19 protein-coding genes, 1 tRNA gene and 1 pseudogene are annotated in these 25665 nt (G+C 41.5%); 8 read left to right on the top strand and 13 right to left on the bottom strand.

Going from position 1 to position 25665, the window contains the following annotated elements:
* Positions 1 to 34: 34 nt before the first annotated feature.
* The 4 genes from BV60_RS0108630 to BV60_RS0108610 all read right to left on the bottom strand — a co-directional run bounded on the left by BV60_RS0108630 (position 35) and on the right by BV60_RS0108610 (position 7093).
* Positions 35 to 1240 carry a carbamoyl phosphate synthase small subunit gene (locus tag BV60_RS0108630; RefSeq protein WP_029320954.1) on the bottom strand — a complete coding sequence of 402 codons (1206 nt, stop codon included), beginning with the start codon at positions 1238 to 1240 and terminating at the stop codon, positions 35 to 37.
* Positions 1241 to 1950: 710 nt separating this feature from the next.
* Positions 1951 to 5826: a phosphoribosylformylglycinamidine synthase gene (locus BV60_RS0108620; protein ID WP_029320950.1), complete on the bottom strand. Its 3876-nt coding sequence runs from the start codon at positions 5824 to 5826 to the stop codon at positions 1951 to 1953.
* Positions 5827 to 5996: 170 nt separating this feature from the next.
* Positions 5997 to 6587 carry a TetR/AcrR family transcriptional regulator gene (locus BV60_RS0108615; protein WP_029320948.1) on the bottom strand — a complete coding sequence of 197 codons (591 nt, stop codon included), beginning with the start codon at positions 6585 to 6587 and terminating at the stop codon, positions 5997 to 5999.
* 38 nt (positions 6588 to 6625) lie between these two features.
* Complete coding sequence (locus BV60_RS0108610; protein WP_029320946.1) at positions 6626 to 7093, bottom strand: hypothetical protein; 468 nt, start codon at positions 7091 to 7093, stop codon at positions 6626 to 6628.
* A 239-nt stretch (positions 7094 to 7332) separates the two neighbouring features.
* Between BV60_RS0108610 and BV60_RS0108605 the strand changes: the two genes are divergently transcribed.
* On the top strand, positions 7333 to 7851 hold the full coding sequence (locus BV60_RS0108605; protein WP_242840963.1) for a VanZ family protein: 519 nt from the start codon (positions 7333 to 7335) through the stop codon (positions 7849 to 7851).
* Between the two features lie 189 nt (positions 7852 to 8040).
* Here the strand turns inward: BV60_RS0108605 and BV60_RS0108600 are convergent.
* Positions 8041 to 8112 (bottom strand) — tRNA-Trp (locus BV60_RS0108600).
* A 141-nt stretch (positions 8113 to 8253) separates the two neighbouring features.
* Between BV60_RS0108600 and BV60_RS0108595 the strand changes: the two genes are divergently transcribed.
* Both BV60_RS0108595 and BV60_RS0108590 read left to right on the top strand, forming a co-directional pair.
* Complete coding sequence (locus tag BV60_RS0108595; protein WP_051656603.1) at positions 8254 to 9888, top strand: alpha-amylase family glycosyl hydrolase; 1635 nt, start codon at positions 8254 to 8256, stop codon at positions 9886 to 9888.
* A gap of 56 nt (positions 9889 to 9944) precedes the next feature.
* On the top strand, positions 9945 to 10799 hold the full coding sequence (locus BV60_RS0108590) for an HAD family hydrolase (RefSeq protein WP_051656602.1): 855 nt from the start codon (positions 9945 to 9947) through the stop codon (positions 10797 to 10799).
* 10 nt (positions 10800 to 10809) lie between these two features.
* Here the strand turns inward: BV60_RS0108590 and amrS are convergent, their stop codons facing one another.
* Positions 10810 to 11643 (bottom strand): AmmeMemoRadiSam system radical SAM enzyme, encoded by an 834-nt coding sequence (gene amrS, locus BV60_RS0108585; protein ID WP_029320938.1) that lies wholly within the window; start codon positions 11641 to 11643, stop codon positions 10810 to 10812.
* A 37-nt stretch (positions 11644 to 11680) separates the two neighbouring features.
* Positions 11681 to 13153, bottom strand: a complete 1473-nt coding sequence (amrA, locus tag BV60_RS0108580) for an AmmeMemoRadiSam system protein A (protein ID WP_029320937.1) — start codon at positions 13151 to 13153, stop codon at positions 11681 to 11683.
* Between the two features lie 88 nt (positions 13154 to 13241).
* Between amrA and BV60_RS22710 the strand changes: the two genes are divergently transcribed.
* The 3 genes and pseudogenes from BV60_RS22710 (at position 13242) to BV60_RS24500 (ending at position 15174) form a co-directional block, all read left to right on the top strand.
* Positions 13242 to 13805: a DUF4234 domain-containing protein gene (locus BV60_RS22710; RefSeq protein ID WP_081846629.1), complete on the top strand. Its 564-nt coding sequence runs from the start codon at positions 13242 to 13244 to the stop codon at positions 13803 to 13805.
* Between the two features lie 40 nt (positions 13806 to 13845).
* Positions 13846 to 14343 (top strand): annotated as a pseudogene (locus BV60_RS24505) (macro domain-containing protein); the annotation flags it as partial.
* A gap of 90 nt (positions 14344 to 14433) precedes the next feature.
* Entirely contained in the window at positions 14434 to 15174 is a 741-nt protein-coding gene (locus BV60_RS24500) for an NADAR family protein (protein WP_242841014.1), read from the top strand.
* On the opposite strand, the gene BV60_RS0108565 is transcribed toward BV60_RS24500, so the two are convergent.
* Positions 15163 to 15609, bottom strand: a complete 447-nt coding sequence (locus BV60_RS0108565) for a hypothetical protein (RefSeq protein WP_029320928.1) — start codon at positions 15607 to 15609, stop codon at positions 15163 to 15165. The two genes, BV60_RS24500 and BV60_RS0108565, sit on opposite strands and share 12 nt — an antisense overlap.
* A 322-nt stretch (positions 15610 to 15931) precedes the next feature.
* On the opposite strand from BV60_RS0108565, the gene hflX reads away from it, so the two are divergent.
* Positions 15932 to 17254: a GTPase HflX gene (gene hflX, locus BV60_RS0108560; RefSeq protein WP_051656601.1), complete on the top strand. Its 1323-nt coding sequence runs from the start codon at positions 15932 to 15934 to the stop codon at positions 17252 to 17254.
* 192 nt (positions 17255 to 17446) lie between these two features.
* Here hflX and malQ read toward each other — a convergent pair whose 3' ends face one another.
* On the bottom strand, positions 17447 to 18991 hold the full coding sequence (malQ, locus tag BV60_RS0108555) for a 4-alpha-glucanotransferase (protein WP_035777189.1): 1545 nt from the start codon (positions 18989 to 18991) through the stop codon (positions 17447 to 17449).
* A 166-nt stretch (positions 18992 to 19157) separates the two neighbouring features.
* Positions 19158 to 20810: an aminoacyl-histidine dipeptidase gene (locus BV60_RS0108550; protein WP_029320918.1), complete on the bottom strand. Its 1653-nt coding sequence runs from the start codon at positions 20808 to 20810 to the stop codon at positions 19158 to 19160.
* 257 nt (positions 20811 to 21067) lie between these two features.
* Between BV60_RS0108550 and BV60_RS0108545 the strand changes: the two genes are divergently transcribed.
* The gene (locus BV60_RS0108545; RefSeq protein ID WP_029320917.1) at positions 21068 to 22534 is read left to right on the top strand and encodes a methyl-accepting chemotaxis protein; all 1467 of its coding nucleotides are present in this window, start codon (positions 21068 to 21070) and stop codon (positions 22532 to 22534) included.
* A gap of 125 nt (positions 22535 to 22659) precedes the next feature.
* On the opposite strand, the gene BV60_RS0108540 is transcribed toward BV60_RS0108545, so the two are convergent.
* The 3 genes from BV60_RS0108540 to BV60_RS0108530 all read right to left on the bottom strand — a co-directional run bounded on the left by BV60_RS0108540 (position 22660) and on the right by BV60_RS0108530 (position 25481).
* Complete coding sequence (locus BV60_RS0108540; protein ID WP_081846626.1) at positions 22660 to 23301, bottom strand: sortase; 642 nt, start codon at positions 23299 to 23301, stop codon at positions 22660 to 22662.
* A 100-nt stretch (positions 23302 to 23401) separates the two neighbouring features.
* Entirely contained in the window at positions 23402 to 24601 is a 1200-nt protein-coding gene (locus BV60_RS0108535; RefSeq protein WP_029320915.1) for a Cna B-type domain-containing protein, read from the bottom strand.
* 7 nt (positions 24602 to 24608) lie between these two features.
* Positions 24609 to 25481 (bottom strand): class C sortase, encoded by an 873-nt coding sequence (locus tag BV60_RS0108530; RefSeq protein WP_029320914.1) that lies wholly within the window; start codon positions 25479 to 25481, stop codon positions 24609 to 24611.
* Positions 25482 to 25665 lie beyond the last annotated feature (184 nt).

The raw sequence follows: 25665 nt of genomic DNA, 5'->3' as shown, positions 1-25665 counted from the left end.
CACAGTTTTCATAAACGATTTGAAACTATCGCTTTTACTTATTCGTGCGCATCATTCCAATAAATCTATCGAATAAATATCCGCTGTCCTGAGGGCCGCAGCAGGCCTCGGGATGGAACTGAACCGTAAATATGTTTTTACCTACATATTTTAATCCTTCGTTTGTTCCATCGTTTACATTTACAAATGCAGGTACAGCAACATTTGGATCAAGCTTATCCGTATCAACTACATAGCCGTGATTCTGTGATGAAATGTAAACTCTTCCTGTTTCAAGATCCTTAACCGGGTGATTTCCACCGCGGTGTCCGTACTTCATCTTGTACGTATCAGCTCCTGTAGCAAGCGCCATGAGCTGATGTCCCAGACAGATGGCAAAAATCGGCACATCCGATGCATAAAGCTTTTTGATTTCCTCAATAACTCCGGTGCATTCCTTCGGATCCCCGGGGCCGTTACTTAACATGATTCCATCCGGGTTATCCTTAAGCATTTCCTCAGCTGTGGTATCAAAAGGATAAACTGTTACATCACAACCTCTTGCAGCAAGTGATGCGGCGATGTTATCCTTTGCTCCCACATCAAGAAGAGCAACCTTTAGTCCTTTGCCGTTAAGCTCCTTTACAATTGAGGGACGCTTTTCTCTCTTAGACAGATCTCCTTTCAGAGATGCTTCATAATCATTTTTATTGAAAACCGCACTTCCTGAAATCGGTCCGTTGTCAGCAAGTTCTTTACTGCCTGCGATGTTTTTCTTTTCCTTACAGGATACCTTTTCAACAACTTTTCCTGTGGTATAAGCCTTAAGTTTCGGTATGATTTCATCGAGATTGTAATTTTCATTGGTAGTTATCATGCCGTTCATTGTTCCTTTTTCACGAAGGATTCGAACCAGCTTTCTGGTATCTATTCTTTCAATTCCGGGAATGTCATATTCTTCAAGAAATTCCTGGATAGTCATGTCACAGCGGAAGTTGGATGCTACATCCGAAAGCTCTCTGACAATGACTCCGTCAAGCCAGATACGTTCAGATTCCATATCATCTCTGCAAACACCGTAATTACCTATAAGCGGATAAGTCATGCATACTGCCTGTCCCGCATATGACGGATCGGTGAACACCTCGGTATAGCCTGCCATGGAAGTATTAAAAACTATCTCGCTTATTACTTCCCTATTGGCTCCGATGGCATTTCCCTTGAAAACGGTGCCATCTTCCAAAATCAAAAATGCTTTCATTCGCTCCTCCTGTATATTTACCCCTCATCCGGCACTTCGTGCCACCTTCCCCCCACAGGGGGGAAGGCTTTGTTAGGGTTACTCTTCTTCTACTACCACCGGGGAAGGTTTTGTTAGGGTTACCCTACTTCTACTACCACCGGGGAAGGTTTTGTTAGGGTTACCCTACTTCTCCTACCACCGGGGAAGGCTTTGTTAGGGTTACCCTACTTCTACTACCACCGGGGAAGGTTTTGTTAGGGTTACCCTACTTCTACTACCACCGGGGAAGGTTTTGTTAGGGTTACCCTACTTCTACTACCACCGGGGAAGGTTTTGTTAGGGTTACCCTACTTCTCCTACCACCGGGGAAGGTTTTGTTAGGGTTACCCTACTTCTACTACCACCGGGGAAGGTTTTGTTAGGGTTACCCTACTTCTCCTACCACCGGGGAAGGCTTTGTTTTTTGCCGTCTCCATTTTGAGAAACATAGCTTTTTTTGCCTTCCCCCTTTTAGGGGGAAGGTGTCAGACGCAGTCTGACGGATGAGGGCTTTCTTTTTCCTTTTGTCCTTCCATTTGCGGAAGGCTATGCTTTTCCCCTTTGTATTCCTATTGATGAAGGTTGTGCTTTTTCCCTTTGTATTCCTATTGATGAAGGTGTGCTTTTTCCCCTCATCCGGCACTTCGTGCCACCTTCCCCCCCACAGGGTGGGAAGGCTTTTTGGGGAATTACTTAAAGTAGCTCACTCCACTCTCAAATATCTTCATATCCTGCTCACCGAAGATATTAACCGCAACACCGTCGCCTCTTCTCTCTGAATGGCACATCTTACCAAGGCATCTGCCATCGGGTGATGTAATACCCTCAACTGCCATGTAAGAACCATTGATGTTCCAAAGATTATCAAGATGTACCTCTCCGTTTGGATCACAATACTGTGTAACAACCTGTCCGTTTTCAAACAGTGCTTTAAGTACATCCGTAGGTGCTACAAAACGTCCCTCTCCGTGGGATGCGGGATTTACATATGTTCCGCCGAGTGTAGCTTTCTGCATCCAGGGTGACTTGTTACTTACAACCTTAAGATACGCCATTGTAGATATGTGACGTCCGATTGTGTTGAAAGTCAGTGTGGGGCTCTCGGGTGTCTGTCCTGTAATCTGTCCGTTAGGAACAAGTCCAAGCTTTATCATAGCCTGGAAACCATTACAGATACCAAGTGCAAGTCCGTCTCTCTTCTGAAGAAGATCATTTACAGCTTCCTTGATGCTCTCGTTCTGGAAAGCAGTTGCAAAGAACTTTGCGCTTCCGTCAGGCTCATCACCTGCTGAAAATCCGCCGGGGAACATGATGATCTGTGCCTGTTCGATTGACTTTTTAAACTCTGCAACAGATTCCACGATATCCTGTGCATTTCTGTTTCTGAAAATCTTAACTATTGTATCAGCGCCTGCTCTCTCAAATGCCTGTGCTGAATCGTACTCACAGTTACTTCCGGGGAATACCGGAATGAAAACTGTGGGCTTAGCTGTCTTGTTTTTACAAACATATATATCAGAAGCTTTATATTCTTTTGTTAATGCGCCATCCTCAAAGATGCTCTTCTTATCAGCGCCCTCTGTATCCTCCTCAGATACCGGTGCAACTGAAGGGAATACCTTCTCAAGCTTATTCTTCCAATTCTGCAGGGCCTCTGCCTCATCGATAACAACATTTCCGATAGTGAATTTGCCATCGTCTGTAACAACACCGATCTCTCTGGCCTCTCTGAGAGCAAGTACATCACCTGCCTTATCTGCAGGTACCTCTAAGAGGATATTTCCGATTCTGTTTGTGAAAAGATCTTCATGCTTTACACAACCTGCAATCTTAACACCAAAACCGTTACCAAATGCCATTCTGCTGATTGCAGCAGCAACACCGTAGCAGTCAATTGCGTAAGCAGCACATACATAGCCTCTCTGCATAAGGTCATGGATTTCATCATAACGAGCCATTACCTTTTCATAATCCGGAAGTCCGTACTGATCTCTGTCAATAGGAAGCTCTATAAGCATATCTCCCGCATTCTTGAGTTCAGGTGTTACAACATCCTTACCTTCTGCAACATCAACTGCAAAGGATACAAGCGTCGGAGGTACATTGATCTCGCCCGATGCTCTCTTTTCATCACCTTCGTAGAAGAAAGAGCCTGACATTGAATCCTTACCGCCGATTGAAGCGATCCCGTATCTCATCTGAGCTTCGAAGGATCCGAGGAGTGCTGTAAGAGGCTGACTCCATCTTGTCTTGTCAGCTGTCATTCTCTGGAAGTATTCCTGGAATGTAAGGTGAAGCTTTTTGTAATCACCGCCAGTCGCAACTATTCTTGCGATTGACTCTGTTACCGCATAAGCAGCTCCGTGGTAAGGACTCCAGGATGAAAGGTAGGGATCAAAGCCGTAAGCCATCATTGTTACTGTATCTGTCTTGCCGCCAAGAACAGGAAGCTTTGCAACCATTGCCTGTGTCTCTGTGAGCTGATATTTTCCACCGTAAGGCATTGTTACAGTACCTGCGCCGATTGATGAGTCAAACATCTCAACAAGTCCCTTCTGAGAACATACGTTGAGGTCTGACATCTCGGAAAGCCATGCCTTCTTTATATCATTCTCAGCAAGTGCTTCTCCTGCAGCCTTACAAGCATATTTATCAAAATAATTGTCCTCTGCCACAGGAATCTGAACTTCTACTTCAGTTTCCTGGTGAGCACCGTTTGTATCAAGGAATGAACGCTTGATATCTACAATCTTTTTACCTCTCCACTTAAGGACAAGTCTTGGTTCTTCGGTTACTACAGCAACCTTTACAGCCTCAAGATTCTCCTCAGCTGCGTATTCAAGGAATTTGTCTACCTGTGAAGGATCAACAACAACTGCCATTCTCTCCTGTGACTCTGAAATTGCAAGCTCTGTACCGTCAAGACCTGCATACTTCTTCGGAACCTTATCAAGATCAACATCAAGGCCGTCCGCAAGCTCACCAATAGCAACGGATACACCGCCTGCACCAAAGTCGTTACACTTCTTTATCAGTTCTGAAACCTCAGGTCTTCTGAAAAGTCTCTGCAGCTTACGCTCTGTAGGTGCATTACCCTTCTGAACTTCTGCTCCGCAGGTGAGGATTGAATCTGCTGTATGTGCCTTTGATGAACCTGTTGCGCCGCCGCAGCCGTCACGTCCTGTTCTACCGCCGAGAAGTACAATGATATCTCCCGGATCTGAGCTTTCTCTTATTACATGTTCCTGAGGAGCAGCACCCATAACAGCGCCTATTTCCATACGCTTTGCAGCATAATCGGGATGATATACTTCTTTAACATAGCCTGTTGCAAGACCGATTTGGTTACCATAGCTTGAGTAACCTGAAGCAGCACCTCTTACAAGCTTTTTCTGTGAAAGCTTTCCTTTAAGTGTGTCAGATACGGGAACTGTAGGATCAGCTGCACCTGTCACACGCATAGCCTGATATACATAACCTCTTCCTGAAAGCGGATCTCTTATGGCACCGCCAAGGCAGGTTGCCGCTCCACCGAAGGGTTCAATTTCTGTAGGATGGTTATGAGTCTCATTCTTGAAAAATACGAGCCAGTTTTCTTTAACAGGGCCGTTGCCGTAATCAACATCAACCGGAACAACAACTGTACATGCGTTATTTTCCTCAGACTCTTCCATATCTGTAAGCTTACCGTCTTTTTTAAGCTTCTTCATACCCATGAGGGCAATGTCCATAAGAGAGATGAATTTTTCCTCTCTCTTCTTGGGATCAGCGTAAACATCTTCTCTCGCCTCAAGGTATTTATCATAGGAAGCCTTGATGGGAGCAGCATAAAAGCCATCACCAAAGCTCACATTCTTAAGCTCTGTGCCAAAGGTTGTATGACGGCAATGGTCAGACCAGTAGGTATCAAGAACACGGATTTCTGTCATTGAAGGATCGCGATTTTCATCATCGTGGAAATACTGCTGGATCCATTTGAAATCATTAAAGGTCATGGCAAGTCCAAATGACTCATAAAGCTTTTTAAGCTCATCCTCAGCCATGTCCTTGAAGCCGTCCAGTATTTTTACATCCTCCGGTTCATCAAAATTATCAACAAGTGTCTCAGGCTTGTCCTCATCAGCGATTCTTGAATCAACAGGGTTCATGGTATATTCCTGAATCCTCTTAAGTTCATCCTCCGTAACATCACCGATAAGCATATATGTCACAGCTGTTCTGATAACAGGTTCCTCGTCTCCCTTTATAAAACGAACACACTGCACAGCAGAGTCAGCTCTCTGGTCAAATTGTCCGGGGAGTGCTTCAACGCTGTAAACTACGGCACCTTCCGGAATCTCGATTTTTTCGTGATATAAAATATCTACGGGTGGCTCTGAAAATACTGTTGTGCAAGCCTTTTCAAAAACCTCGTCAGAAATGTTCTCCACATCATAGCGGATAAACTCTCTTACCTTTGACACACTCGTAATTCCAAGATAACTTTTTATCTCTTTTCTGAGTTCCTTTGCCTTTCCGGCATAGGGTGCCTTTTTCTCAACGTAGACTCGTCTGACTTTGCTCATTTTTTCCTCCTATATCATTGCCGGTTTATATCCGGCTTACTTGGTTTGGATTCGAATATCTGCCTTACCTGATGTTCTGATGTAATTGATATCCTTCTCCTTTTGCGTTTCCATGTATGTTCTCACACATGCGCAAAAAAAAATCAGCATCTTAATAGAAAGAACACTGATTACTCCTCAGGGGGCACTAAGCCCTCCAATATATATAGCAATTCGCGGTCAACCGCGGCCTCGCTAACACCAATAGTTTTAGCGGATACTTTAAGACCCTCAACCACATACATCAGGTTGCGGGCACATCCGTAAGGATCAGCACAGAAGAACTCTCCTGACTGAACACCGTTTTCAATTAACGCCTGAACAATTGTAACTGCTGTATCAAACTGCTTACGAAGCGGATTATCCTGAGCCGGAACATCCACTGTTGAAAAATATTCATAGCAGGCACGCACAAGACTATTCTTCTTACGAAGAATTTCTTTTTTCTGCTCTTTCAGGAAAAGAGCAAGCATATCACCTGCAGTAGCATCATTATTCAGTGCATTTGCAATAGCTTCATCGTCATCATCATCTGATGAATCGGATAATACGGCAAGGAAGATTTCTTCAGTGGATGAGAAATAGAGATAAAGCCCTCCACGACTGATGTCACAAGCTTCAACAACATCCTTCATGGTGACGTCCTTAAATCCCTTTTCTGCAAAAACCTCACGGGCTTTTTCCAGAATGTATTTTCTTTTCTGAGCAGACTTCTCACTCATTTAAAAAAACTCCTGCAGAAAAAATTTATAGTTTCAAGTTAATATGACATTGTTCCCCAGAAATGAATAAGGTCATCCATTTTGTAAACAAGCTGATAGAGAACTCCGGTATAAACACCCTCTGCCCATACAGTACCCTTGGTCTGACCCTCAAGGATGTATTTGGAAAGGATTCCGGCGAGATCGTCCATATCCTTTATCTCAGCATCATTTATAAAAATGAGTTCATCCTTGTAGTTCGCAATGTGATTCCTGGTGTAAACGTAGGTGTAATTGCGATTCATCATATTGGTCTGCTGAGCCTGTTTAACAAAGCTTAAAAGCGTTGAATCATAAACAGGAAATGGTATTGATTTTGATAGTTCACTGTTGGAATAGCTCTCAGCGACCTGCTGTTTGGTGTGTTCCTTAAGCCAGTCTAAATATGGTGCCAGACTTGCCACATCATCTTTATATCTTGAGATGATATCCTCTACACTGTTTTCGCCGTCTCTACCTTCAAACATATGACTGCCCCCTCGCATTCATAAAGAACAATTTATCTCAATGAATTATAACATAAGAAGAAAAAATGTATAGATGGCAATTTGTTCAAATAAAACTTTTGAGTTATACTTGTTGCTAAATGATTTGTACATATGCGGAAACAGGCTTTGTAAGTATTGTTTCCAAACAGTTTTATACATTTAAATAATTAAGGTTGGTGATCATTATGAAATATTTTCTTCTATATATAAAGCAAACTTTGAGATTCGTTTTAAAGCCCATGTCATTTCTGCCTGCTATAGTAATGATGTGTCTTATTTTCAATTTTTCGGGACAGGATGCCGATACCAGCTCTGAGCTCAGTTATAAAGTTGGTGTGGAGGTTCTTACTGTTACAAATGATGTTTTTGACAGAGGCTGGAGTGCTGCACATATTTCAGAACTCAGTACAGTTTATCAGTTTTATATAAGAAAGCTTGCGCATTTTACAGAGTATCTTATCCTTGCGATAACCGTTGCTTTTCCACTCTATGTCTACGGTCTTCGCGGATTCCCACTTGTGATTGTCGCAGGCATCATCTGCGTATCCTATGCATGCCTGGATGAGTACCATCAGTCCTTCATTTCAGGACGTACTCCCCAGAAGCGTGATGTCATAATTGACAGCTGTGGTGCCCTGGTTGGAATAATTATCACCAGAATAACAGGCTGGACAGGAAGGATGACGATTTTCAGACCGCTTGCAAATGAACCGAAAAAAAAGAAGGTTCATTCATAATATGATGACAGTTGCCCCCAATTCATGTGCTTTTATGAGAAGCATCAGAACTTGGGGGCAATTGATAATATAAGTAAGTAGTATTTATATATTCCGAATGTTTTGAGACTTTTACAATGAAATAATTTGTACCATAAAAAAATGAAGCTATGAAGAAATAAATTCTTCACAACCTCTCTTATAACCTAGCAGGGGAAGCAGGATTCGAACCCGCATGAACGGTTTTGGAGACCGCAATACTAGCCATTGTATGATTCCCCTATCCGTGACGCTCATCGTCGCCAACGAAAGAAATTATAGCACACAGAAAAAATAATGTAAACAGTTTTTTTCATTAAAAAAAATTAGTACAATTCATGGTGTATATATTCGTATTTTTGCGTTTATTGATGAGGAGAAAAAATGAAAAAAGCCGTTGTTTCCTGCTTTTTAGCAGCTTCTTTACTAAGCTCTGCTCTTACAGGATGTGCAGAGAAAAAAGTCGAAGTTCCAAAAATCGATGATTTCTATCGTACCACCTATGAAATTTTTGTTTATTCGTTTTATGACAGTGACGGTGACGGAATCGGTGACCTGAAAGGTGTGACAAAAAAACTTGATTACATAAATGATGGTGATGATAAAACCACTGACGATCTTGGTTGTAACCAGATCTGGCTCATGCCAATCTGTCCTTCCACTACATACCACAAATATGATGTTACAGATTACTGTAACGTTGATCCTGAATACGGAACTATCGACGATTATAAAGAACTCGTCAAAGAGGCTCACAAAAGAGGTATCCGTGTAATCAACGATACAGTTATAAATCATACCTCCTCTCAGCATCCCTGGTTTCTTGAGGCGAAGAAATATCTCCTTGGACTTCCTAAAGGAAAAGCACCGGACTCTACAGAATGTCCATATATTAATTACTATCACTTTACGGACAAAGCAGAAGAAGGTTATGAGAAGCTTGAAGGAACAGACTATTACTATGAATGCAGGTTTTGGTCCCAAATGCCGGACCTTAATCTTGATAATGCAGCTGTCCAAAAAGAAATGGCTGATATGGCAAAATTCTGGCTGGATTTAGGTTGCGATGGTTTCAGAATGGATGCCGTAACACAGTTCACATCAGGCAACGTTTCTGAGAGTACTAAGGAACTTGGCACTTTCGTAAAATCCGTTCATGATATGGATCCCGATGCCTACATTGTAGGAGAAGCCTGGACCTCATCCGGTGGATATGCGCCTTATTACGAAAGCGGTATAGATTCCCTCTTCGACTTTGATTTTTCAGGAAGCGAAGGGCTTGTTGCAAAATGTGCCAAAGGAAAAATGACCCCTGCAAGATATGTCCAGGCTCAGATTGATGAAGATAAACTTTACTCTTCCTATAATGAAAAATATGTAAATGCTCCTTTTTATACTAATCATGATATGGCAAGAAGTGCAGGCTACTACACCGGTAAAACAGCAAAAGACGGTGCAAAACTGTCAGGAGCTCTAAATCTCCTTATGAGCGGCAATGCTTTTATTTACTACGGTGAAGAACTTGGAATGAAGGGCTCCGGCAAGGATGAAAACAAACGTGCTCCCATGCAGTGGGCAGCCGAAGGCACTGAAGGAATGACTAAAGGCCCCGACGGTATGGATAAGCTCAATATGAGCTATGGTACTCTTGAAGATCAGAAGGATGATCCGGATTCAATCTATAATTACTATAAGAAGGCTATCGGTATAAGAAATGCATACCCTGCAATCGCAAGAGGAAAATGCAGTATAATCGACAGTCTGTCCGGAGACAGAAATGTAGTCTGGATAAAGGATGCGTCTGATAAACTTGATGAAAAAATCAAGAATTCCAAAGTACTTATCGCTTTAAATAATGGTAGTGAAAGCATTGTGATTGACCTTGGCAAAGATAAATCTGCTGACGGATTCAGAGTTCTCTCCTTTTCTCTGACTACAGGCGGTGAGGAAGCTGTTCTTGATGGCGATAAGCTTACTCTTCCGTCTAACGGAATTGCTGTTTTAACTGATAACGAATAATTATGATGATAGGGTCACCGGCAAAGCAGAAACCTCATAATATAAATTAAGAAAGTATGGCACGTAATATGAAAAAGAATTCAATAAAAATTTATAACACATATATCTTTGATCTTTACGGAACACTTCTCGATATAAAAACAGATGAAAATAAATCTGAATTGTGGCAGTATATGGCGGGAATTTATGCTGCTTTCGGTGCAGATTACACACCCAAAGAACTCCACTCTGCATACATCGAATTATGTAAGGAGGAAGATATTCACCTTCGCAAGATTCTAAAGATATGGCATCCGGAAATAGATTTAAAATACCCTGAGATACTTCTTGAAAGAGTATTTGCAAGGCTTCTTGTGGAGGCAAAAAATCTCCATGAAACAGCTGCAAGAATCAACGGGAATCCGGTTAAGCTCATGTCTGTTGATGATCTTGCCCAGAGCGAGTGGTGTCACATGATAAGCAATACCTTCAGAATTATTTCACGCGAGCGTTTAAAGTGCTATCCAAATACTATCAGCACGTTGAAAGCACTAAGGGAAAAAGGCTGCAAGCTCTATCTTCTATCCAATGCCCAGGAAATCTTTACAAGAACAGAGCTTGAAATGACAGGTATTGTCTCCTGCCTTGACGGAATCTATATTTCTTCCGATAAGCAAATAAAAAAGCCACAGCCCGAGTTCATGGAGTGGCTTTTACAAGAATATAATATCGACAGAAAATCCGCTGTAATGGTCGGAAATGAGATGATGTGCGATATGGGTATTGCTGCCGCATGCGGTCTTCCCGGCATTTTCCTAAACACCTTTGAATGGACTGATGAAAAAATAGCAGAAGAAATGAAAAATACAGGTGTCACCACCGATACGATACAAATAGTAAAAGACGGAGACATAAAGCATCTTCTTCCTTAAGAAGTGTAAATCAGCAATTACCGGTATATACATATTTAAGTTTTTGCCTCGCCGTATCAGCAAGTAAGTATATCAGCTCCACATCTGTAGCAGGTACATCCGTCATCCTGAACCTCGGAAAATATCTGGTAATGTGGAGCGTGATATCGCCAAGTTCGGACAGCCAGGCTGCAAGGTCAGAGATTTCTTCCGGTGTATCATTGTATCCGGGAACGATCAGAGTTGTTACCTCCATATGACATGACTTTGATGATTTCTCAATAAAATCCATAACCATCTTTCTGTCTCCCTTAAGAACCTCCGAATAATATTTATCGGTAAAGCCCTTAAGGTCAATGTTCATAGCATCTATAAAAGGAAGTATCTCGTCACATACCTCCCCTGTAACATTCCCATTTGAAACAAGAACATTTTTAAGCCCGTTTTCATGACTAAGCCTTGCCGTGTCTCTTACAAATTCAAATCCCACAAGAGGCTCATTGTATGTAAATGCTATTCCGATGTTCTTATATTTCGGATTTTTATATTCCAGGGCAATGTTTACAAGCTGCTGTGGAGTTGTAACATCATACCCTACCCCTTCATCGGCAAAGCCATATGAAATAGAATAATTCTGGCAAAAAGGGCATCGCAGATTACAGCCATAACTGCCCACGGAAACTATATTAGATCCGGGAAAAAATCTGCTAAGCGGTTTTTTCTCAATCGGATCTAAGGCTATGGATGTAACATGACCGTAATTTGCGCAGAATATCCTCCCGTCTTTGCAGGTTCTGGCATGGCAAAGCCCAAAGCTTCCTTCCGCTATATTGCATCTGTGATGACATACGTTACATGTTGGCATAGAGTCTCCTCGTCCATAAACACATGTTTATGTTTTCTTACAAGTGTCTTACAACCTCAAATCTCTCCAGACTGATTTCCTCTCCCTTTGGTATTCCTGCCTTCTGACAAGCTATGTTAATCTGCTGTATCACACTATCAACGCCATCAAGGTTAGGAAGAAGCAATCCCCGCTTATGCCCGGAAGTTACAATTACACCGTACCGCTTAACATCAAGCTCATCGGGTGATGAAATGGGTTCCGGTTTATCAAGAACGTCAACACTTATTTCAAGCCATTGGAGCTCATCAGCGGTTATCATGGGGAATCTTGGATCATTTGTTCCTGCACTTATGGCATTTTGCAATATCTCCTCCGCAACACAGTCGCAGGTCGGAAGTATTGTTCCGATGCATCCGCGCAAAGCTCCGTTTTTATGAATTGAAACAAAGGCACCTGCTGATTGTTTTAGCATTTCCTCAGGTAGATTTTCGAAATCAGTTCCTTTTAAATCTTTTACATGAAAAGTTTTTCCCGCAGTCACATAACTTTCAAGTGAAAACCTTGCAAGCTGTACATAAGGATCCTCATCCTCCTGTCTGCGCCTAAGTTCAGAGAGTTTCTCTTTTCGCCACTGATCAAGGAAATGCCTGTTTTCATCGGGGCCTCCCACCTCAAAGCTGCATATTCCGTACCCAACGCCAAAGGTTGCTTCATGGACAAGAGCATTTGCCTTTACGGAAAGTCCGTCCAAGGCACCTGCCATCATGACAAAGGATCTATGTCCGCACTCTGCGGCCTTTTCACAAAAATTCTCATCAAATTCAAACAATCTTTTAAATTCGCCTTTTCCGCAAACATCCATGATTCGTTCATCATACTGCGGTCCTTCGGGAACAAAGCCGTAAGGTCCATCCTCTTTCATCTTATGGGAAAGATCACCGCTTGCCACATATACAATACGTCTGCCTGTTTCTTCCACAGCCTTCTGAATTATCTGTCCCATCTGATAATGCACAGCAAGCGGAAGTCCGGACAAGCCTATCCTCACAAGTTTAAAATCCGTATATTTTTGGCATATAAAATAAAGCGGTATAATTGTCCCGTGATCAAGTCGCGGTTCACGTTCACCAAGAGTTCCCGCAGGAAATTCATGAAGAGAGAGTCCTCCCTGTCCTTCTTTCCCGGAGGCATTATCTTCATTATAAAAATCAGGCCCGCCTTTTTCCGCAATACTACAGATTGCTGAAACGAGTTCTTCATCATATTCTGCATCAAAGCTTACTTCCTCTGCCTGAAATTTACCCATATCTCCCTGGGCACTGTTCCCCGGTGATATATGAAAATAGTCAGCATACATTATGCTGTGCGGACTCGAAATAACTATTGTTTCAGGCTTTAGAGCAGCAATTACATCAGCCACCGTTTCATAAGCGGCTGTAACGTTACTAATCTTCTTTTCCTCACCCCGACCTACTTCAGGAAGAATTATAGGCGGATGCGGTACCATGAAAGCTCCAAGAATCGGCATAATATTTTCCCCCTTTGAGAATAATTATACACTAAATTATGATATAATCAGATATGTATCAATTTATTTATTATGGAGGAGATGAAAAATGATTTGTCCAAATTGCGGAGCAGAAAATCCGGATTCAACTAATTTCTGTACTAATTGCGGAACAAGACTTGTACAGGATAGCAATCAGGGGCAGGCACCTCAGGATGGTCCTGTTGGTTTTAATCCCAACAATGGAAATGCCTATGGTAACAATCAGAATTTTAATTATCAGAACGGAAATCCAGGTAATTTCCAGCAGCCGCCTTACTTAGCTGCTGCAGGTATTACAGGCAGAAGTATCGCACTTGCTATTATTTTAAGTATTGTTACCTGTGGTATTTACAATATTTATTGGTTCATCGTTCTTACGGATGAAACCAATGTTTTATGTAATCGTCAGCATGAGACCTCAGGCGTACTGGCGTTTCTTCTGACAATAGTAACCTGTGGAATCTACGGTTGGTTCTGGGCATACAAACTTGGTGAAAAGGTTGACCAGATAAGGGGCGAACAGAGTGCAAGCAATTCCATTCTTTTCATTATCCTGCAGATTATCGGTCTTGGCATCGTTGCAGAGGCAATTGCTCAGGATACGGTCAACAAGGCTGTTAGATTTCAGTAATTCTTTTTAAAAATTTCATTAGTCACATAAGGGGGACAACATGATTCGCGTGATTCAGGGTGACATAACCAAGGTTACAGGTTTCGATGCAATAGTTAATCCGGCTAACAACAGTCTGCTGGGAGGCGGCGGTCTCGATGGTATTATCCACCGTGCTGCCGGTCCACAGCTTAAAACTGAGTGCCGAAGATTAAACGGGTGTGAAACCGGCGATTCCAAGCTTACTCTTGGTTACAATCTGCCCGTAGAATATGTCATTCATTCTGTTGGCCCCATCTGGATGGGTGGTATGGCAGGCGAGGCACAGCTTCTCGCCTCCTGCTATACCAGTGCCCTAAAAATTGCATCAGAAAACTATATCAAAAAAATCGCTTTTTCTTCCATTTCAACACATGAATACGGTTATCCTTTAGATAAGGCTGCTCCGCTCGCTGTAGCAACAGTCTCTGCTTTTATTGCCGAACACCCGGATGCATTTACAGATATTTGCTGGGTCGTTCCGGACGCACTGAGTTTTGAGGTTTATTCAAATGCTGTAAAAAATGCTACCCCTGTACAAAAAGAAGAGCCAAAGAAAAAGACTGCAAGAAAAAGCAAGAAAGCCGAAAAATCTTCTTTAGATCAGGCCTTGGAAGCAGAAGCAGAAGCTTTAACAGGTTCCTCAGGCGAATCTGAGATATCAGATAATTTAGAAGCTGGAACCAAAACTGATTCCGACTCTTTTTCCTCTGCTATCTCTTCTCTCTCTTTGCCTGTAACACCGCCGGATTTTCCTTTGGCGCTATACAACAAGTATCATATCGACTGGCTGATTGATGAGATTTCAGAGGGTAAAGATCATACTTATGTATCTTTCTGGCTTGCTGAAAAGAGCAATGAATTCTGCCAGTTTTCATTGTGGTATCAGGGAGAACCTGTCTTCATAAACGGAAGGAATTACCTATCCGCAGAACAGTATGTTGTATCTGAGAAGGCTCTTCTCTTTAATGATTTTGAAACCTATGCAAAGATAATGAATGAACCTGACCCTGCCATTTGCCAAAAGCTTGGCGGTGAGATAAAAAATTTTGATGATGCTATTTGGAAAAAATGCTACCGTGAAGTTATATTTAACGGAAACGTAGGAAAATTCTTATCGGATAAAGCATTTGCTGATGCTCTGATGTCTACCGGTGACTCCGTAATAATTCAGGCAAGCCCCAATGATGATATCTTTGGAGCAGGTTTATCTAAAGATGACCTTATTTCTTCAGATGGCACACTGAAAACTCCGCCTCAGAAATGGCACAAAGCTGACTCCGATTTCCAGGCGAGAAATGAAGTTGGTTTTATTCTGATGGCTGTCAGAGATTTCTTCTCAGCCCGATAAACTGTCAAGGCCATCCTTCATGGCTTTGTTTACTTTGTCATCCATTTCGGAATTAACCTGATTTGTGAGCATGTCCATTATCCTGCTACTACCCTTTGAGAAGGTCATAGCGGAATGGGCATTTTTCACATTGGTGTTCTTATAATCATCCCTGTGATTCATATCATAGCTCTGTCTCATGGTTGCATCCAGCGTTCGCATTGCCTGCAGAGAATCATATACTTCGTCAAATTCTTTTCCGAATTTACCCTTAAGCTCTTTTCCCCTACTGAGTGAGCTTGTAACTTTATCCATAAGGTCCTTTCGGTTTCCGCCGCCAAGAGACACCGTTCCATAATTTCCTGCGTTTAGTCCTGTCTGCCTTGCGGAAAGTCCTGCCTTATCAAGATAAAGATCTGTCATTCTATTCATTGAAGAAGATAAATCGTAACTCATAAATTAGCCTCTTACTCCATCTTATCTATAAGTGGATTTTACATAACGTTTTGTTTCCACTTTCCTCTCATGCACTGACATGATTTGCATTCTTATTATAATTATAAAAAAGTGAATTTACTAAACTCCAATTATATTATCGTCTAAAAAAATAAATACCTTAACTACATGTTACTTTCCTCTTGAACTCAAAGGTGTAAAGTCCTTCAAAATACAGATTTTCTGCTCAGTTTCTTAGAATTTAAACTTTTGCAATTCCACTAAACGAAGAATACGTTTATAATAGCATTTGATGAGTAATTAAAAGGATTTAAGGTAAAACATGAACAATACCACATTTGAAACTAACGAATACACAGATACTCCCAAGGCAATTCTTGTGGGGCTTTCTTATGATGACCGCGATGAAAGGGCATTTGAACGATCCATGAGTGAGCTTACTGCGCTCACAAAGGCTTGTGACCTTGAGCCTGCCATGACAATAACTCAGACTCTTCCGCACCCTGACCATGCGACCTTTATCGGAAGCGGAAAAGTTGAGGAACTGAAGAATCTTATAAGTATGCTCGATGCCAATATTATCATTTTCGGTGACACGCTCTCTCCCATTCAGCTGAGAAACCTTGAGAGAATTCTTGATACTGAAGTAATCGACAGAACCGGTCTTATTTTACAGATATTTGCAAAACGCGCCAGAACAAGAGAGGCACGCATGCAGGTTGAATATGCGCAGCTACAGTTTATGCTGCCAAGGCTTGCGGGAATGAGAACAGAACTCAGCCGTCAGGGCGGCGGTAGCGGCAGGCTTTCCAATAAAGGAGCCGGTGAGAAAAAGCTTGAGCTGGACAGACGACGCATTGAACACAGATGTGCTGAGCTCAGAAGAGATCTTGAGGCAATTGAACATGAACGTGATACCCAGAGAGCAAAGCGTATGAGTTCAGATATTCCCCGCATTTCACTGGTGGGCTACACAAACGCAGGTAAATCTACTCTTCTTAACGCTTTTCTTGATGCGAGCCACATCGAAGAAAAAGAGAACAAAAAGGTAATGCAAAAGGATATGCTTTTTGCTACTCTGGACACGACCGTAAGAAGAATAGATCTGCCGGGACACAGACCCTTTCTCTTATCAGATACAGTAGGTTTTATTAATGAACTTCCTACTACTCTGGTAAAAGCATTCAGATCAACTTTGTCCGAAGCGGTTTATGCTGACCTTCTTCTTGAGGTTATCGATTTTTCAGATCCTGATTATATGACTCATATTGAGGTCACCGAAAAAACACTTCGAGACATCGGTGCATCCCAAATACCGATTATTTATGTTTTTAATAAAGCAGATCTCGTCATAGAAGGTTCTGAGCATTCTGCCATGAAGATCCCTCATTTAAGAGATGACAGAATCTACATGTCCGCAGAGAACAGCATTGGCCTTAACGAACTCTCTTCTCTGATTGAACGCACTCTTGAGGGTGAAAAGATCGACTGCGAATTTGTTATTCCATACTCTGACGGTGCGGCACTTCATGATATAACTTCACGTGCAGAGGTTTCCGAGACCGAATACACAGAAAGTGGCACTCATCTTATTTTAAAATGCAGCAAAAAGATGGTTCAGAAATACCAGGCCTACACAATATAAAATTTAAAAAATTAAAAAGAATATTTGGACATAAAAACCGACCCTCAATCGTTAGATTTTAGTTCTAACTTTTGGGAGTCGGTATTTTTATAGGTTCTGCCCACAGGTAGTCTTTTTTGTCGGACAATATTTTCTAAACGAATATTTTTATCAAGTCCTGTTTTTGATTAACTGTGGCGGATTAAAAGACTTTTATTTTTTGTCTTTATCATCATCTAATTTATCATCTGTACTTTCTTCTTTGACCGGAAGCGGAACTCTACTGTAAGTCTCGGTAAGAAGTCTTATGCTGTTTGCAAGATCATCTGAAAGATAATTGGGAGTAAGTCTCCACTGCCAGTTACCCTCAGCTGTACCGGGAGTATTGATTCTGGCTTCTTTTCCTTTACACAGATAATCCTGAAGCGGCACTATGCAAAGATTGGCAACAGACCTGTAAGCCTCCCTGATGATATCCCATACAAATGCACCATAATCCGTGTTCAGGGAATTAACATAACGTCTTGTGAAATCCCTTTCGCCCGGAGATATCTCCTGTGCCCAGGCAAAGGTAGGTGTGTTGTCGTGTGTACCGGTATAAACTACGCAGTTGTTAATGTGTCTGTGATTTACGTACATACTATCCCAGCTAGTAAAGCCGTATTGCAACACTTTCATGCCAGGAAACCCTGAATCTTCGAGAAGCTTCATATTTTCTTCGGTTGTATTGCCAAGATCTTCAGCAATCATATTCAGCTTACCAAGCTTTTTCTCCAAAGCTTTAAACAGATCCATACCGGGACCTTTCATCTGTTTTCCGTTTCTGGCATTTTCATCACCGTAAGGCACTTCATAATACTCTGCAAAACCATGGAAGTGATCTATACGTATAACGTCAAACCATTCATAATTACGTTCTATACGTTTAATCCACCAGGAATAGCCATCCTTCCTTAGAGCATCCCAATCATAGACAGGATTTCCCCAAAGCTGTCCGTCTGCGGAAAAAGCATCCGGAGGGCATCCTGCAACTGCCTTAGGCATAAGATCCTTATCCATCTGAAATGCTTCAGGATGCGACCAGCTGTCGGCACTGTCCATTGCAACATAAAACGGCAGATCGCCAATTATCTTTACCTTATGCTTAGCCGCATATTTATGCAGTTTTTTCCACTGCTCATCAAATTTAAACTGCTCAAAGGAAATAAATTCTATCTCATCCTTAAATTCCTTTTTTGCTTTCTCAATAGCCTTGGGTTCACGCTTTCTAAGGTCATCCGGCCATTCAAGCCAGGATTTTCCATCCTGATCGGCTTTTATTGAAACGTAAAGGGCATAATCTTCAAGCCAGTATTTCTGTTCCTTCTGATATTCCCTGAATTCCTTAAGCTCTCCTTTTTCCAGGAAATTAGCAAACGCTTTTTTAAGAACGTCAATCCTATTCTCGTAAAGCTTACCATAGTCAACTTTCTCGATGTCGTTTCCGAAATCAACGCTGTTTACATCATCCCAGGTAAGGAGCTCTTCTTCTATCAGTGTTTCAAGGGATATATAATAAGGATTGCCTGCGAATGCTGAAATCGGCTGATAGGGTGAATTGCCAAATCCGGTCGGACCGATCGGAAGAATCTGCCAGTATCCCTGATATGATTTATCAAGAAAGTCCACAAATTCAAAAGCTTCTTTTGAAAAACAACCAATTCCAAACTTAGATGCCAGTGAAAATACCGGCATAAGAATTCCACTTTCTCTGTGCATAATTATTCCTCCCCACAAAACTTATATAACAATTATATCTCGTAATAAAAATGAGCGCCACTATAAAAGTGACGCCCAAATAAACGTACCAGTTTCTTATTTTTTGGGAGCGCAGACTGCGTATCGCAAGCTACTTGCATGCATTTCCGATTTTGCAGGCAAGAACTCATAGCTCTTTAAGTACTTCACACAGATATTCCCAGGTTCTCTTTGTTGATGCTACGCTCAGTTTTTCTTTTGCTGAATGGATATCCTGCATATCAGGGCCAATTGAAACACAATCAACATCCGCTATCTTCTCAGAGAAGAGTCCGCATTCAAGACCTGCATGAATAGCCTCTATTTTAATATCCTTGTTATATAGCTTCTTATACACCGCTGCCATCTTTTCACGAAGAGGTGATTCTTCACGGTAAGCCCATCCTGGATATTCGCCTGTTACCTCATGGATGCCACCAAAGCTTTCAAGAATAATCTCCATTTTACGGATCAGAGCTTCCTTAGCGGGTGCTACGGAACTTCTTACAGAATAATCAAGAAGGAATGCCTCATCCATTGTTCCGGCACTCTGGCTTGCTGCACCTTGTCCCTCAATAGCTCCTGACTTACTGCTTACTATTTTCAAAATTCCAAGATTAAGTGAAGTCTCCACGAGGCCATCAATTGATGCGCTCATGGTCTGAACTCCGTAAGGCATAGCGCATATACATCTTGCAAGTTCAATAACCTCAGCACAAGGGATGATTCCGGAAACAATTTCACGCTTTTCAAGAACCTCAGTATAGGCATCAACACTGGAATCAAGATTAACGGAAGCCATATTTGATACGTCCGTGCTTTCAGGCGGAAGACTGTGTTCAACAACTTCTTCAACAACTATGGAAAGTCCGGGATCCCTTGAGCCAAGCTCTGCCTTGATATCAGCCTCTACCTTATAAGCAATGGATGATAACTTACCAAATAATGAGAAGAATGAAACATCAGGACCTGTTATGTTTCCGTGCATCTGAGAAGAAAGTCCCATAAGCAGAAGTTCAGCTTCACAGTCAGATGCTATAGCATTATCAGCCACCCCACCTTTAAGGCTTATTAGTCCGATTTCAAGCGCATCGGTAATTTCCAGAAGAAGTCTTCCCATGATCACATTGGCATTTCCTCTGCCCTTTACAATCATCTCACCGGAATGGCCACCCTGTAGTCCCGTTATATGAATCTTTACTTTTATTCCACTCTTGTTTTCTCTTGTAAGAGGAAGATAGCCGTGGAAACGAGCGCCGCCTGCGCAGCTTACGATCATTGCTCCTTCCTCTTCATTATCGATATTTATAAATTTCTTACCGGTAATGTCTGAACAATTAAGTGCGACCGCACCATTCATTCCGACTTCCTCATCTGTAGTGATGATTACTTCAAGAGGGGGATGCGGTATATCCTTACTGTCAAGAAGTGCCAGCGCATAAGCAACGGCTATTCCGTCATCACCACCAAGACTTGTCGCCTTCGCCCAAACAAACTCTCCGTCAGTAGTAACGTCAAGTCCTTCCTTTTCCATATTTATCTTAGCACCTTTTTCTTTAACAGCGACCATATCCATATGTCCCTGTAAGATAACAGGCTCATGGTCCTCATAACCCATTGTGCCTGGCTTTTTTATAACAACATTCAGGGCTTTATCCTGTCTGACGTAAAGGCTTCTCTCCTTAGCGAATTTCACAAGGAAATTGCTGATTTTTTTCACATTTCCCGATCCATGAGGAATAGTGCAGATTTCCTCAAACCACTTAAATACCTCTGCAGGTTGTAAATTTTCCAATGCCATCTTAATAACCTCTCGCTTCTAGAAATATTTTTTTCATTTGATCTTTTTAAAAATTTTCATCAATTGAATTATTGGCTAATGTTTATTTTATCATATATTCAATACATATGTGAAACCTCTGCTGCTTGATACTTTAATCATTTTTTTATTATTTTTTTAACAGTATTTCAGAGTTTCTACAAGTGTCACATGTTAAAATCAAATTAGCTTTTAGTCTTTCGAATTATGTGCATTTTTTAATGCGGAAAGGACGGATTATGAATCCTCAACAGTATAGACTTGCGAATAAAGTCAGTTTCCTAGTTTGCAGTATCATCATCGGCTGTGGTGTCATGCTCACAATAGGTGATATAACAAGCAGAGGAATTACTTTAGGTAATGCATCTATTATAATCAGCGCTATTGTCGGAATGTTGATGCTTGTTGCAGGAAATTTCAGATTTCCTGAAGTAAAGCTGGGTTCTGTCCTTATCATGGGCGGTGCTACTATATTCTATTTTGTTCTACTCATAGCACAGGACAATATGGTTTATTTTGCTTTTGGTCTCCCAATACTGATCTCAAGTATCATATATCTTAACGTGCGTCTCTGCCGTGCCGGTATCGGAGCAATCTGTATCTCCTTTATTATCACAGCAATAAAAAGTATTGTTATAAGCGGAGAGTTTGATATTTCGCTCGTACCTGCGTTCATAACACTTGGACTTGCATTTATTACAAGTATAAATGTTGTTAGCCTTCTTACCAGATTTAATGATGAAAATAATGCCAAGATTAGCAAGAATGCGGAGAAGTCACTTAAAACAGGAAACAAAATGGCAGATATTGCCAATACCATATCCGATCTTTTCAACAATTCACAGGATAATCTTCAATCACTTCAGCATATTATTGAATCACAGCATTCAGGAATGCAGGATATTGCATCAAGTATGGAAAGTACAGCAGATGCCATCACCAGACAGGCACAAAAGGTTCAGGAAATTCAGGATGAGACTCTTACAACCGATGCCCATACCAAGGAAATGTCAAAGGCATCCCAGCAGACTCAGGATACTGTTCACGAAGGCGTAAAAGTTATCGGAGAGCTTAAGGCTAAGTCACAGGATGTTGCCAACACCAGCCAGGTTACCGTTGAAGCAACTCAGGCTGTTATTAACAAGGTTGAAGAGGTTCAAAAGATTGTCGGAGCTATCATGTCTATTTCCAAACAGACAAACCTTCTTGCTCTCAATGCAAGTATTGAGGCTGCAAGAGCAGGCGAAGCCGGAAAAGGCTTTGCGGTTGTAGCTAACGACGTACGAGATCTCGCAGGCGAAACCAACAATGCGTCAACAGAAATCACCAGAATTATTAACGAACTGACTGAAGATGTACAGAAAGCCATGGCAAGTATTGATGATACCGTTTCCTGTGTTGCCGAACAAAATGATATGATTGAGACAGTTGGTAACAACTTCGACAGCATTAACGAAAACGTAGCCGACATGCTTAGCCGATTCAGTGATATTCAGCGTGGTATGGAAACAATCTCCTCTTCCACAACCGAAATCAACGATGGTATTTCCAACCTGTCCGCAACAAGCCAGGAGGTTGCAGCACTTTCAAATGACGGTGCACGTTCTGCCGAACAGGCAGTTGATGAATTCGAGGAATTCAAAAAAATCCTGCACAACATATTCCAGCAGGCAAATAAACTTAAGGATATGCAGACAGATGATTAAACATTTTGATTTTTCCCTGTAAACAAATATTCCCCGGCTTGTTCAAAAACAAGTCGGGGATTCGCTTTTAACACATTATTCAATATAGTTAAATTTTTCAATCGTTAGCTGCTCAAAACCGGAAATCAATTCTCGAATACAGCCTTTTCAATTTCCTCTGTAACCGATTCTCCGGAACCGGGAGCCTCAACCTTAACAAAATCACATCTTACGGTTACACGGCTTGCACCACCTATCGTACAGGTAAATACGGTGAAGTCCCAATCCCCTTCATCCATGGCATCAACGTCATAGGTCCCTATTTCTTCAAAATAAGTTACCTCATAATAGTACTCTCGTCCGTCAACGTCAGTTACAATTATTGTATCTCCTGCAACAAGATTTTTCAGATTACCAAAGTGTCTCTGATAATTGTGTCCTGCCACAATGAGGTTATTCTCATAAACAGAGCCCTTATATCTGCAGGGTGATGTTTTTGCATTTACAGATGACCATTCTGTCTGAATGGGAAGTCTTATGTCAATTGCAGGAATGGTTATTATTCCTATAAAAGACTGTCCATTTACATCTACGGATTTCATCTCTCCTGTCGGATTCATTTCAAACGGCGCATTGGTTATCTGAGCCTCAACTCCTTCGAGAAGTCCTGCTGCGCTTACACCGGCTGCAAGATCCTCTTCCTGGTTATGTACAACTATGTTAGCTGCAATTCCAAAACAGAGGAAGCCGATCAAAATCATAATCCGACCTTTAGTAATAATTTTCATATAAAGCCCACTTTCATTTCGTATGACTACATAAACTATCAGTAAGCCCCCAACCAATTCCCCAATATGAACACCGGTCTAAATCGGTAAAACTAAATTTTTATTTTCTGTGTTTCTCACTTCTAAAGCCTAATATTACAAGAAGAATTCCAAGAATTACAAGTATAGGCACAGGCCACCAAAGCTGTCCTGTCTGGGGAAGTCTTCTCGCACCGAGAACTTCAGGAAGTTCACCGATAAAATCTCTTATTGCTCCAAGTACACCGGGATTCTCATCAGGCTCTACCGAATTATCGGGTTCTTCCGGAGGGTTATCCGTCTTGTCAGGTGTCTTCGGATTATCATGCTTCTGGGGTTTTTCCGGCTTTTCAGGTTTTTTAGGCTGCTCTGGCTGCTCAGGTTTTTTTGTATTTACAACCGTAAATGAGTTGTCAGTTCTAGAAACTGTTGCTGTATATTTATCTGAGCTAAGATCCTCTTCTACAATAAAGTTATGACCTTTTTCATATTCCCATGAATACTGCCAGTTATTTCCATTTGAGAGTGCAATGCTTTCATATAAAGAACCATCACAGTAAATATTTATTGTAATTGATTCCGGTCTGTCTTTACCATCATCAATCCACTGTTTATGTACTACAAACTGTTCAGGATCATCTTCAATTCTTGATGCTTCACGTTTCGGAACTGCGATTACATCATACTGTGCATTTTTCCAGGTACCGTCCCAAGCACTGTTGCCAATATTTTCAGTAAGATTGTTTGGTCCGGGAACTACTGAAAGGAAATCCCAGTATTTATACTGAATACCTTCCTTTTTTACAGGATCACTAACACCATAGTACAATCCTTTTTCAACTTTACCAAGTTTTGTAAAGCCTTCTGAATCGGATGTTCCTGTATAGCTGGGCTGAATGTTATTAGCCGCAATGCATTTGCTGGCCTCTGCAATAATATTATTCCACTTATCCTGATCAGCTATGGAATACATATCCTTGATATCAAGTCCAAGTGTATCGTATGGAGAAAGAACTGTGAATTCACCCTTCTCAGAAATGGAAGCCAATTTGTATACCCTGGTATTAACGCCCTCCATCTTACCATATTCGGGGATATCGCCATGGCCATCAAAATAATAATATACGGAAAGAGTAGCATCCTTGTTCATATCAATGAACCCAAGTCCGTTATTATCATTCGACTCTGCTCTCACGGCAGCACCCGGAAACATCAGAAGTGCCGACATACTGACAGCAGCAGCTCCCATTATCAATTTTTTCAGCTTTTTAAACATCTTCATAAGCACCTCAATGACGAAGTAAATCCTCTTTTGTTACTTTCTTCTTTCTAAAACGGTCTGATGTACTGATCAAAAACCAAATAAACAAGATAAATATTATCGGTCCGGCTATAAATGGTGCAACCATCAGATTGTTAATCTTACTGGCATCTGCCGGAACTATAAGTCTCGATTCTTCATTATAATCAACACGCCTGCCCCTTACGAGCATTCTGTGAGTGTTAACACCATAAGGTGTACACGTTACCAGCGTGACATATTCTTTGTCAGGATAAATTGTCAGGCTCTGCGTCTCTTCAGGAAGAACAATTGAGATATTATCAACCTGATATGCAAAGGTCTGATTCATTATATGCAGTAGAAATGTATCTCCCTCTATCATCTGATCAAGCTCTGAAAAAAGCTTGGCGGACGGCAGTCCTCTGTGTCCGGATAAAATCGCATGTGTCCCGGTAGTTCCTGTCGGAAGCGATGATCCCGGTATGTGTCCGATGCCGACCTGTAAAACAGATTCTGTTACATCGTGGTAGATTGGCAAATCAACACCAATCTTCTCAATCTCTATATGTCCCATTACTCCGGTTCCGGTGGGATCAAGTACCGAGTGATACTCGTTTAGTTCCTCATCCGAGAGGTTAAAATTCATACCTCTGGAAACAAGTTTCTCATTATATTCTTTTGCCGTGTTCCACAGCTTTGTGTAATCTTCTTCAGTAAAAGAAGACATGGCTTCTTCGTAATTCGATACTGCTCTACTCTGGTTCTTGGAATTTATGTAATTACTTACTGACGGATACAAAAAAATCCCAAGTCCAACAATAAAAATTACTGCAAATATGAGGTTTGGTAATTGCTTTGCAAATCCCTTACTCTTCGCCATTACATTCCGTCCATGATTAAATAATTAAAATTCTTCAAAAAAACTTACTAAAAACATTTAACCGCAGCCCCGGGCAGGCAGATGAGTCTGCCCGGGCGCCACAGAATGTTTCTATATCATGTCTACAGAAACAAGATTCAATATTCTAGTAATTATTTTTATGTTTCCCTCTACCAATTAAGGT

Source organism: Butyrivibrio sp. AE3004 (genome assembly GCF_000703165.1).
Taxonomy (GTDB): domain Bacteria; phylum Bacillota; class Clostridia; order Lachnospirales; family Lachnospiraceae; genus Butyrivibrio.
The sequence above is the reverse complement of the archived record's forward strand: the minus strand, read 5'-3'. Positions and strand labels throughout refer to the sequence as shown.